Source organism: uncultured Thiohalocapsa sp., from assembly GCF_913063425.1.
GTDB lineage: Bacteria > Pseudomonadota > Gammaproteobacteria > Chromatiales > Chromatiaceae > Thiohalocapsa.
In genome coordinates this window covers 142,874-154,028 of record NZ_CAJXYK010000009.1, presented here as the reverse complement: position 1 = coordinate 154,028, position 11,155 = coordinate 142,874, and the positions used below count along the sequence as shown (strand labels likewise).

Annotated in this window: 11 protein-coding genes; 3 read left to right on the top strand and 8 right to left on the bottom strand. The window is 69.0% G+C overall.

Going from position 1 to position 11,155, the window contains the following annotated elements; translation table 11 throughout:
- The 3 genes from QZ607_RS07280 to QZ607_RS07270 all read right to left on the bottom strand — a co-directional run.
- A partial coding sequence (locus QZ607_RS07280; RefSeq protein WP_295881309.1) for a hypothetical protein occupies positions 1-1,072 on the bottom strand: 1,072 nt, incomplete at its 3' end.
- A 98-nt stretch (positions 1,073-1,170) separates the two neighbouring features.
- Positions 1,171-2,526 carry a hypothetical protein gene (locus tag QZ607_RS07275; RefSeq protein ID WP_295881306.1) on the bottom strand — a complete coding sequence of 452 codons (1,356 nt, stop codon included), beginning with the start codon at positions 2,524-2,526 and terminating at the stop codon, positions 1,171-1,173.
- Positions 2,527-2,788: 262 nt separating this feature from the next.
- Positions 2,789-5,473, bottom strand: a complete 2,685-nt coding sequence (locus tag QZ607_RS07270) for a hypothetical protein (RefSeq protein WP_295881304.1) — start codon at positions 5,471-5,473, stop codon at positions 2,789-2,791.
- Between the two features lie 612 nt (positions 5,474-6,085).
- Between QZ607_RS07270 and QZ607_RS07265 the strand changes: the two genes are divergently transcribed.
- From QZ607_RS07265 to ilvD, 3 genes are all read left to right on the top strand, one after another.
- A complete protein-coding gene (locus QZ607_RS07265) occupies positions 6,086-6,736 on the top strand; it encodes a helix-turn-helix domain-containing protein (RefSeq protein ID WP_295881303.1) in 651 nt (216 codons plus the stop codon).
- Positions 6,737-6,897: 161 nt separating this feature from the next.
- Positions 6,898-7,368, top strand: a complete 471-nt coding sequence (locus QZ607_RS07260) for a DUF29 domain-containing protein (protein ID WP_295881300.1) — start codon at positions 6,898-6,900, stop codon at positions 7,366-7,368.
- A gap of 221 nt (positions 7,369-7,589) precedes the next feature.
- On the top strand, positions 7,590-9,494 hold the full coding sequence (gene ilvD, locus QZ607_RS07255; RefSeq protein WP_295881298.1) for a dihydroxy-acid dehydratase: 1,905 nt from the start codon (positions 7,590-7,592) through the stop codon (positions 9,492-9,494).
- On the opposite strand, the gene QZ607_RS25830 is transcribed toward ilvD, so the two are convergent.
- The 5 genes from QZ607_RS25830 to QZ607_RS07235 all read right to left on the bottom strand — a co-directional run bounded on the left by QZ607_RS25830 (position 9,431) and on the right by QZ607_RS07235 (position 11,107).
- Positions 9,431-9,802: a DUF433 domain-containing protein gene (locus tag QZ607_RS25830; protein ID WP_367268164.1), complete on the bottom strand. Its 372-nt coding sequence runs from the start codon at positions 9,800-9,802 to the stop codon at positions 9,431-9,433. The two genes, ilvD and QZ607_RS25830, sit on opposite strands and share 64 nt — an antisense overlap.
- Before the next feature lie 66 nt (positions 9,803-9,868).
- Positions 9,869-10,210, bottom strand: coding sequence for a hypothetical protein (locus QZ607_RS07250; protein WP_295881297.1), 342 nt, complete (start codon positions 10,208-10,210; stop codon positions 9,869-9,871).
- A 3-nt stretch (positions 10,211-10,213) separates the two neighbouring features.
- Positions 10,214-10,357: a hypothetical protein gene (locus QZ607_RS07245; RefSeq protein WP_295881294.1), complete on the bottom strand. Its 144-nt coding sequence runs from the start codon at positions 10,355-10,357 to the stop codon at positions 10,214-10,216.
- Between the two features lie 78 nt (positions 10,358-10,435).
- Positions 10,436-10,663, bottom strand: a complete 228-nt coding sequence (locus QZ607_RS07240; RefSeq protein WP_295881292.1) for a DUF5615 family PIN-like protein — start codon at positions 10,661-10,663, stop codon at positions 10,436-10,438.
- Between the two features lie 114 nt (positions 10,664-10,777).
- The gene (locus QZ607_RS07235; protein ID WP_295881290.1) at positions 10,778-11,107 is read right to left on the bottom strand and encodes a DUF433 domain-containing protein; all 330 of its coding nucleotides are present in this window, start codon (positions 11,105-11,107) and stop codon (positions 10,778-10,780) included.
- Positions 11,108-11,155 lie beyond the last annotated feature (48 nt).

The following is an 11,155-nucleotide window of genomic DNA, read 5'->3' as shown; positions in this document are numbered from 1 at the left end:
CGCCGGTGTAATCGCTAAAGCTCATCAGCGTCATGGCAAGGGTGCCGGTGCCGGTCTGGGTGAAGTCGCCGCTGATGCCGGACTGGCTGCTCTGCAGGTCGATGTCGCCGCTGTTGGTCACATCGATACCGCCGCCCGCGCCGTCGCTGCCGAAGATCTGCAGAGGGCCGGTGAGGCTGCCGCTGTTGGTGATGCCGCCCGTGACCTGCGCCGGGGTGCTGATGGAAATGCTGCCGGTCCAGGCAAAGCCGTCCTCGTCGTCGCCCTGGATGCTGCCGCTGTTGGTGATGCCGCCAGTGATCACCGCGCTCCCATAGACACCCAAACCGCCGTATACGACTTCGCCGGAGTCCAAATCTTCCCCGCCCTGGATGCTGCCGGTGTTGGTGATGCCGCCGTTGATCTCCGCGCTGGAGATGTATATCGCGTCCATAAACCCCCCGGTGATGCTGCCGGCATTGCTGATGCCGTTGGACACCGAACTGAGGTATAGATCGATGCCGGAGAAGCCGAAGGCGTCGATGCTCTCGATGCTCCCGCCGGCCTCGTTCTGGATGGCACCCGCAATGGCGGACCACCAGGCGGAGATACCGTAGAACTCGCCCTCGAGGCTGCCGCTGTTGGCGATGTTGCCGTTGACGGTTGCGCTGGCGAGGCTGATGGCCTCAATGGCGACGATGCTGCCGCTGTTGGTGATGTCGCCCTCGACGGTGGCCTCAACGACGCCGATGCCGGCACCGTCGGTGTCGTAACCGGCCTCGATGCTGCCGGCGTTGCTGATGCTGCCGATGCTGGCGCCGCGCGTGGACTCGCGCACGCCGTCGTTGCCGAGGCCCGGCGCGCTGATGCTGCCGTCGGCGGTGATGACCAGGTCATCGCCGCCGCCGATGAACTGGGTGCCGTTCACGGCGGTGTTGATGGTGACGGTGGCGGCCGGCGCGGGCGCGGCGATGGCGCCGAGCGCCACGGCGCCGCCGACGGCGGCGGCGCGCAATTGCCGCGCGCGCAGGCGCAGCTCGGCCCGGGCGCGGCGGGCTTGATGCTGACGATGGATCAGGTGCTGGTGCGTCATGGGTTGTCCTCCGCGTCGGGTCGTTGGGTTGTTTGGCAGGCGCCGGCTTCGGCCGCGCCTGTGGTGATGCGCCGGTCGCGTCGGCGCAGGGGCGCCGCTCAGCCGCGCGCCCGCCGCGCGCGCGCCCCGGCCCAGGCGAAGAGCCCGAGCCCGATCAGCAGCGGCGTGCCGGGGATGGGTGTGGTGTACAGGTCCACGCCGTCGGCGGTGTAGTCCAGATACATGCGCCGGCGGCTGTCGAAGGCGTACACCAGGTCGCCGTCGGCGTAGTTGCTGAAGGTGCCGGTGCGGGTGCCGCCGGCGCCGATGAGCGTCAGGCGGTCGAGCGCGGAAAAGGCAAAGCCCGGGTCCAGGTCCAGCAGCAGGTCGCCGTCGATGCTCGCATCGCCGACGATGCCGAGCGGCGCGGCGGTGTAGTCGCCGAAGGCGAGCAGCGTGATGGCAAGGGTGCCGGTGCCGGTCTGGGTGAAGTCGCCGCTGATGTTGGATTCGCTGTCCAGCAGGTCGATGTCGCCGCTGTTGGTCACATCGATACCGCCGCCCGCGCCGTCGCTACCGAAGATCTGCAGAAGGCCGGTGAGGCTGCCGGTGTTGCTGATGCCGCCCGTCACTTGCGCCGGGCTGGAGATGAAAATGCTGCCGTCCTCCGAGACTCGGTTGTCGCCCTCGATGCTGCCGCTGTTGGTGATGCCGCCAGTGATCACCGCGCTCGAATAAACCCCCAAGCCGCCGCCGATGATTCTGTCAGTGATGTACCCGCCCTGGATGCTGCCGGTGTTGGTGATGCCGCCGTTGATCTCCGCGCTGAAGATGCTTATCGCGTCGAAACCCGTGATGCTGCCGGCGTTGCTGATGCCGTTGGACACCGAGCCGCCGGAGACCTGAATCCCGGAGAAGAACGAGCCGCTGACGGTGCCGCCGGCCTGATTCTGGATGGCGCCGTCGATGGTGGACGACCCGGCGGCACTGATGCCGACGAAGAAGCCCTCGATGCTGCCGCTGTTGGTGATGTTGCCGTTCGCCGTTGCGGCGAAGAGGCCGATGCCGAGGCCGGCGCTGATGCTGCCGCTGTTGCTGATGTCGCCGACGGTGGCGCCGGTGGAGGCGCCGATGCCGGAATCGGTCGCGGTGATGCTGCCGGCGTTGTTGATGCTGCCGATGCTGGCGCCGGGCGCGGACTCGCGCACGCCGTCGTCGCCGCTGCCGCTGCCCGGCGCGGTGATGCTGCCGCCGGCGGTGATCTCCAGGTCATTGCCGCCGCCGATGAACTGGGTGCCGTTGACGGCGGTGTTGATGGTGACGGTGGCCGCTTGCGTCGGCCCGGGCACGGCAATGGCGCCGAGCGCCACGGCGCCGCCGACGGTGGCGGCGCGCAATTGCCGCGCGCGCAGCCGCAGCGCCGTTTTGGCGCGGCGGGACTGATGGCAGCGGTGAAGCAGATGGCTTGGCGTCATGGGGTGTGCCTCTTGGTGGTGTGGGGCGGGACTGCGGATATTCACCGATGAAAGGCTAAGGGACTCCCTCAGCACGTTCAGCTTCTAAAGACTTCTAAAAGGGCCTGGGGCCGGGCGATGAGGCCCGCGACTCGGCCAGGGGCCACCGGCGTGGGGGGTGGGGGGCGCCGTCCGGCCCGCGCGCAGGGCGCCCCAGTCGCGCGGCCGGCGGTCTCTGCTGCCGGCGGCACGCGCGCGGGCCATGGGCCGGCAGCGCCTTGCCTCAGGACCTGCGCCGGCGCAGCAAACGCAGGCTGCCGAGGCCCGCGAGGAGCAGCGGCAGGCTGCCGGGCAGCGGCAGGCTGCCGGGCAGCGGCAGGGCGGGCAGGTCGCTCTCGGAGAGGTGTTGGCCGTCGATGGTGAACACCTCGAAGCCGGCGTAGACCAGCGTGCTCGGGGAGCTGTCGCCGTTGCGGAAGGTCAGGCCGTAAACGCCCTCGTCTGCCCAGGTGCCGAGCCACTGCCGCGAGACCAGGCCCGCAACGCTGACGCCGGCGTCGAAGGCGATGGTGTCGGTGCCCGCGCCGCCGTAGAACAGCGGCAGGCCGACGGCAACCGCCTCGGCCATCGAGAGGCCGGTGTAGTCGGCCAGTGTGCTGCTGCTGCCGACGAGCTCCGCCATGATCCCGTCGAAGGTCAGCAGATCGTCGTTGGCGCCGAAGTCCACGAGGCCTTCGAGAATGCCGGTGGTGGTGAGGGTCAGGCGCTCGCTGCCGGTGGAGAAGTCCACGCCGGCGATGGTGCCGGCATTGGTGATACGCGCCCCGGCGCCCGTCACCACGCCCGCGCCGGCATCGGCCCCGATGTCGCCGCCCATGGCGTTGGTGAGCACCAGGTCCGCGTCGGCCAGCACGCCGTTGGCGCCGCCCGAGATGCTGCCTTGGTTGGCGATGGTCACGCCATCCGGGGCACGGATGCCGGCGCCGGACGCGCCGCGCACATCCCCGGTGACGGTGACAGTCCTGGAAGCCGCGTTGGGGGCAGCATCGATCATGATGCCGTTGGCGCCGGCGGTGATGTCCGCGCTCTGGATGTCGAGCGCGCCGCCGCCGCCGAAGTATGCGTAGAGCCCGTCGTCGTGCGCGCTCACCGGACCGGCGCTGTGCACCGACAGGTCCGCATCCGCTCCGAAGCGTGCGTAGGCGAAGATGCCGCGACCGGCGGTGCTCGTGACGCCCGCGGCGGACACCGCCACCGAGCCGCCGCCAAAGTTGAGGCCCTGGATACCGGTGCCGGTGGCGCTCACCGGCCCCGTCGCGTTGACAGCAAGGTCGCCGCCGAGGCCGTTCTGGCTTGCGTACACGCCGAAGCTGCCGCCGGTGACCGCCGCCTGCATCGTCACCGACAGGTTGCTGGCCGAGCCGCTGTTGTTCGCGCTGATGCCCCAATCAGTGCCGCTCACCGTGCCGGCCGCGTTGATGACGGCATCGCCGCTGCCGCGGTGATCGACGAGGATGCCGTAGTTGCCGCCGCTCACCGCGTCCGTGGTGGCGAGGTTGAAGGTCGAGGAGCCGAAGTCGGACCTGGCCTCGATGCCGTGCTCCGCCGTACCGGTGACCGCAGCGGCGCTGATGCTGAGCCCCCCGGTGCCGGTGTTGTTGACCTGGATGCCGTAGTCCGAGCCGGTGACCGGGGCGCTTGCCGTGACGGTGACATCGCCGCTGCCCGCGTGCGCGGCCGAGATCCCTGCCTGTGCGCCCGCGATGGCCCCGGTGGAGTTGATGGACAGCGCAGTCGTGTCCGCGCCGCCCTCAGCCGAGATACCGAACCCTGTTGCGCCCTGCACGGCATCGGTGGAGATGGCCATGGCGCCTTGCCCGTCGTTCTCGGCAAGCAGGCCGGTGGTGCCGCCGCTCACCGGGCAGCCGGTGGTGATGGTCGCGTCCTGCTCGCCCCAATGCACTGCGTCGAGCCCAATATCGCCGCCCTCGAGGGTGCCGGTGATGTTGACGTCCAGTGTTGTCGAGGATTGGTTCGTCAGTGCGTACACGCCCTTCTCGCCGCCGGTGACGTCCGCAGCGGACAAAGCCAGCCCACCCTCATAGGGCTTGTAGACGAAGATGCCGTCCGTGCCCCCGCTCACCGGACCCGTGGCGGTGATGGTTGCGGCGGCGCCTCCCTGGTGCCAGATATTCATGCCGCTCGCCGCGGCGCTGTCGACGGTGCCGGTGGTCTCCAGGGTCAGCGTCGTACTTGACGTCCCGGTATAAACGCTGATCGCATCGCCCTGGCTGCTTACGTCCCGGGCGCTGAGTGACATCGCGCCATCGCCGAGGTGTGACGCGGCGATGCCGGCGTCGCCCGCCGTCACCGTACCGGTGGCGCTGATCGACATGTCTCCACCGCCCCACCAGTTCATGGCGTCGATGCCGCTGCCGGTGGTGCCCGTCACATCGGTTACCGACAGGCTCACGGCACCGCCGGCAGTGTCGCGATCGCGCAGGTACACCCCTGTGGTATCGCCACTGATGGCGCCCTCGCTGACGATGACCAGATCGCCGCCTGCGGCGCTCTCGGTGGAATTGACATCGAGGCCGCGCTGGCTGCCGCTGACGCTCGAGGCCGGGTTCAGGATCGACAGGCTGCGGCCTTGTGGTCCGACCGTGCCCGACAACGAAACGCCGACGCAGCCACCGGATACGGTGACCGGGTTGGCCGCACCGCCGACGACGATGCTGAGATCCTCCACCGCGCCTTCGATGGGGCCGGTCACGTTGGGCGCGAGGCAAGTGACCGTGTCGCCCGCCTGTGCTTCGGCAGGGTTGGTGCCGTCGCTGGTGCACCCTGCCGGCAGCACCTGCGCTCCGGCCGACCCGGCGCCGGCGAGCGCCAGCACACCGACGGCGACCGCGAGCCACAGGCTGCTCGCGTGCCGGCGGATGCCCGCGGGCGGCATGACCGCGTGCATGGGCGCCGCGGGGAGCGGATCTGCGTCGACCCGTCGGGTTTTGGTCCGGGTGCCGGCGCCAATGCCGGTTCGGATACCGGCCCGGATGCCGCCCCGCGGAGCGGGCGACTCGCCTGGACCTGCCCCTGACGAGCGTGCGCGGGGCGCCGACGTTGTGGGTCGAGAGGCCTTAGGGCGCGTGGACAGGCGCGGATGGAGCAGCTGACTGTGCGTCATGGTGTGTGCCTTTTGGTGCTGTGGGGCGGGGCTCTTAGGACATGCACCGGACGCACCCTAGGTGAGTCCCCGAGGCTGCTCATCTTCTAAAGACTTCTAGAAGCCGCGGCATGGCGGCGTTCATGCGGACTGCATCAGCGGCGTGGAGGCACCCCGTGGGCGCCTCGGAGGATGGGCCGGCAGCGGGCGCGGCGCCAAACGCGCCATGGCTGACGGGTCAAGCGCCCGCCGGTCTGCGCGCTTGCAAGACCGTTAGGCGAAGCTACAATGTCAGATCACACAATGAGTTGCGCTTGTCTGTGGCGCCCCGCCCGAGGCGCGTTCGGCCGCTCGTCCGCCACTGCTTCGGGCGCGCGGCAGGCTAGGGCGACCCGAATCGCATAGGCGGAGAGCACCATGATCGGCAGCCTGCTCAGAACCTGGCGGCGCACGGCGCAGCTCACGCAGACCCAGCTCGCGCAGGCGCTGGGCGTGAGTCAAAGCCTGGTGTCGCGCTGGGAGCGCGGGGTGGAGGCGCCGAGCCCCGCACTGAGCCGACGCCTGCATGAGCTGATGACCGGCAGCCGCAACCTGTCCGAGCTGGCGCGCGAAGCCGTGGCCCTGCGCGCGCTGCCCGTCGGCCGGGCGCTCTACGACGTGGACGGCGTACGCCTCCTGGCCTACTCGCAGGGCTTCGCGCGCACCTGGCCGCCGAACCACGGCGGCAAGCCGCTGGAGAGCATCTCCGGGCGCTTTCTGCTGGACCTGCTCGTCGGCGAGGTCGCCTCGCTGCTGCAAAACGACGAGATCCGCTACCAGATCCAGACCCGCGAGATCATCCAGCTCTCCTGCGTCACCGAGCGCAGCACCACGCTGGAGGTCGACCATGGCCTTCGCTACCGCAAGCACGGCAGCTTGCGGAACATCGGCGGCCGGCTCGTCTTCGACGTGTCCTACGAGGTCTGCGACCGCTCCGTGCCGCTCGGCTGCAGCCGCCCGCTGACCGTGGAGGACGTGCTGAGCGGGCGCCTGGACGGTTTGGTGCTGCCGGACGTTGGGGGCCACTGAGCCCGGCACCGCGCCTGCGCGCCGGTCCAACGCGGCGGCGTGCTGGTGGGGGCATGACCTTGCGGACTGCTGGAAGGGGCGGCGGTGTGGCTCTGTCTGAAGTCGCCTCAGCCGTGCGCGGCGCTGGAATGACCGCAAACCCCATGGCAGAGCCCACGCACATGAGCACGCCACTGCACGATTCCGATTTCTACAGCTGGACCCGCCAGCAGGCGGCCCTGCTGAGCGAGCGTCGCCTGGATGAGCTCGACACGGAGCACCTGATCGAGGAGCTGACGGACATGGGCGCAAGTCAGGAGCGCGAGCGCGAGGGCCGCTTGGCCGTGCTCATTGCGCACCGATTGAGATGGCGCCACCAGCCCGAGCGGCAAGGCAAGCGCTGGCACGCGACGATCAAGGAACAGCGCTGCCGCATCGCCCGCCTGCTGCGCAAGAGCTCCGGGCTCAAGTCACAGCTTGATGAGGCATTCGGGGCCAGTTGGTTCAGCGCCGTACAGCAGGCTGTGAAGGAGACGCCGCTGGACGACAACGCCTTGCCGGAGCGATGTCCCTTCACGCAGAGCCAAGTGCTCGCGCCGGAGTGCTGGACCGAGCCCGCCGAGGCCGGTTGCGCAACCGATCCTGACGGCTGACCTGGTTTCGGCGCGCCGCGGCGAGCCGGCATCAGAACCAGGTTCTCGGACTCCGCGCGGACCTTGCGCCTTGTCGATGCTGCCGCGCGGGAGGGCGCCAGCCGAGCGGGCACCCGCGGCGTCGCTTGCGCCGCAGCGCATCCCATCCCCAGACTGGCACACCGCCCCGCTTTCCCGGATCATTCCCGGTCTGATCGACCAGCCAGGCAGCAGAGGCCGCCATGCCCCAGTACCGCTCCCGCACCACCACCCATGGCCGCAACATGGCCGGCGCCCGCGCCCTGTGGCGCGCCACCGGCATGACCGATGGGGACTTCGACAAGCCCATCATCGCGGTGGCCAACTCGTTTACCCAGTTCGTGCCCGGGCATGTGCACCTGAAGGACCTGGGCCAGCTGGTGGCGCGCGAAATCGAGGCCGCCGGCGGCGTGGCCAAGGAATTCAACACCATCGCCGTGGACGACGGCATCGCCATGGGCCACGGCGGCATGCTCTATTCCCTGCCGAGCCGCGAGATCATCGCCGACTCCGTGGAGTACATGGTCAACGCCCACTGCGCCGACGCCCTGGTGTGCATCTCCAACTGCGACAAGATCACCCCCGGCATGCTGATGGCGGCCCTGCGGCTCAACATCCCCGCCGTGTTCGTCTCCGGCGGACCCATGGAGGCGGGCAAGGTGCGGCTCGACTCCAAGGGCGAGCTCAAGCTCGACCTGGTCGACGCCATGGTCACCGCCGCCAACCCCAACGAGAGCGACGCCGACGTCGCCGCCATCGAGCGCTCCGCCTGCCCCACCTGCGGCTCCTGCTCCGGCATGTTCACCGCCAACTCCATGAACTGCCTCACCGAGGCCTTGGGGCTCAGCCTGCCCGGCAACGGCTCCCTGCTCGCCACCCACGCGGGGCGCAAGCAGTTGTTCCTCGAGGCCGGGCGGCTCGCGGTGGAGCTGGCCCGGCGCTGGTACGAGCAGGACGACGCCACCGCCCTGCCGCGCTCCATCGCGAGCTTTGCCGCGTTCGAGAACGCCATGAGCCTCGACATCGCCATGGGCGGCTCCACCAACACGGTGCTGCATCTGCTGGCCGCCGCCCAGGAGGCCGGCGTGCCCTTCACCATGGCGGACATCGACCGCCTCAGCCGCAAGGTGCCGAACCTCTGCAAGGTGGCCCCCGCCACCCAGACCTATCACATGGAGGACGTGCACCGGGCCGGCGGGGTGATCGGCATCCTGGGTGAGCTCGACCGCGGCGGGCTGATCCATCGCGACGTGCCCACGGTGCACTCGGCCAGCCTGGGCGAGGCCCTGGAGCGCTGGGATGTGATGCGCGCCGGCGCCCACCCCGGCGCCCGCGAGCGCTTCCTGGCCGCCCCCGGCGGGGTGCCCACCCAGGAGGCCTTCAGCCAGTCCCGCCAGTGGCCGGCGCTCGACACCGACCGCGCCGCCGGGTGCATCCGCGACATGGCGCACGCCTACTCCCGCGACGGCGGGCTCGCCGTGCTCTACGGCAACATCGCCCCCGAGGGCTGCATCGTGAAGACCGCCGGCATCGATGCGTCCATGTTCGAGGCCGAGGCGCTGCGCTACACCACCAGCGTGCCCACCTCGACGCTGCGGGTCTTCACCGGCCCCGCGCGCATCTGCGAGAGCCAGGAGGCGGCGGTCAGCGCCATCCTCACCGACCAGATCCAGCCCGGGGACGTGGTGCTGATCCGCTACGAGGGCCCCAAGGGCGGCCCCGGGATGCAGGAGATGCTCTACCCCACCAGCTATCTGAAGTCCAAGGGTCTCGGCAAGGCCTGCGCCCTGATCACCGACGGGCGCTTCTCCGGCGGCACCTCGGGGCTGTCCATCGGCCACTGCTCGCCGGAGGCCGCCGAGGGTGGCCCCATCGGCCTGGTGGAGGAAGGCGATCTGATCGAAATCGACATCCCCAACCGGGCCATCAACGTCAAGGTGGACGATGAGGTGCTCACCGCCCGCCGCGCCGCCATGGAGGCTCAGGGCGGGCAGGCCTGGAAGCCGGTGGACCGCGATCGCCCAGTGTCCCAGGCGCTGCGCGCCTATGCCGCCATGACCACCAGCGCCGCCCGCGGCGCGGTGCGGGACATCTCCCAGCTCGGTTGAGGCCCAAAGATGTGATCGCTCGAAGCGGGCCTGCGCCGGCGGGTGACGGGCCTTGGACGCGGGGCCCCTGTCGACTGCTGATGCAGCCGAATGAAGTCCTTGCGATTCAGGGTCAGGACTGCACGCTGTTCTGCCGTTGGGTAGCACCGAAGGATGTCCGCTTCGCTGGTTCCCAACCGACGTGCCTGTTCCAGGACCCACACCGGAATACGTGTACGCAGGATGCGTGCGGCGCCGCCGCAGACGCCGGTTGTCTTCTCGATCCCGGGCGTGGTGGCCCCGCCGAGGTCCTGGGCGAGCCATTGCAAGGAGCTGCGCCTTGTCGCCTGGGGAGAGCTCGGGGAGCAGTGCTTCAATCGTCCGGAGCTCCGGGCTCATGGCGGGTCCTCCCGGAGACTGGCATCGATGATGGTCAACAGCTCGTCCCGCCCGATGTCTGCCTGATCGACCTTGGAGTAGATCGCCACCAGCACGACTTCGCCGGGCGTGCACAAAAAGTCAATGATCCTGTATCCGCCGCGCTTGCCCCGGCTGCTGTCGCTGTTCGGCGCGCGGACCTTGTACAGGACATGCTCGATACCCTGAATTCGCGCCCCCGGCGTGTCACCGGCCGCCAACTGGTCGATGATCGGCTGCACATCCCTCCAAATCCCCCGATAGCGCCGGCTCAGGCGCTTGAGCTGTCGTTTGAAGGCATCCGTGTAACCAACCTTCATTGCTCATTCGGCGTCAATGCCATGCCAAAGGGTGTCGACATCGCGCACGCGACCGGCCTGCGCGTCCTGCCAGCCCTCGCGCAGGGACTCCGCAGCCGTCGGCCAGCGCTCTTCTTCCTCGACGCCCTCGCGAAAAGAGTGCACCAAGCGCAGCAGGTCTCGCGCGGTTCAGTGGACGTACCCTTTCTTGCTCTACGGACGGATTCGTCGTGCCTGTCCGTGGCGTTACCGAGGCCGATTGACGCGCAGGAGCTTGCCCACCAAATCACCAGCGGCTGCTATCGCCTGGTGGATGCGCTCGGCCTGGGCCGGGAAATCCGGGTCGAAGGTGCACACGATGATGCCAGCGTGGATCGGCGACTGCTGATGCAGGCGAATGAAGTCCTTTCGGTTCAGGGTCAGGACGGTGCGGTTTTCTGCCGTCGCGAAGCGCAGAACCTCGGTGTCGGGCAAAGCGCCCCCGCGTTGCCCGTTTCCTGAATCGTTAGGACATCGTGCCCTCGCTTGCGCAGCGCCTGGACAACCGGCAGCGGGAAGTTTCCGTTGCCGTAACGCCGCGCCACTGGGTCAGGCCTCGTTGTCGGCGATATCTCGCTCGATTTCCGTGCGTCGTCTTCTGACGTAGCTCCAGGCGTTAGCGAGATCCTCGGCCGTCAACGTCGGGTAGCACCGAAGGATGTCCGCATCGCTGGTTCCCAATCGACGCGCCTGCTCCAGTATCCACACCGGAATACGTGTGCGCACAATGCGTGCTGCTCCGCCGCAGACAGCGGGCGTTTTCTCGATGCCGGGCGTGGTTCCGCCGAGATCCTGGGCAAGCCATTGCAGCAACTGCGCCTTGTCACCTGGGGAGAGTCCGGGGAGCAACGCTTCGATAGTCCGCAGTTCTGAGCTCATGGCGGGTTCTCTGGGAGATCGGTTCGATGCTGCCTTGCTTGTTCGGAC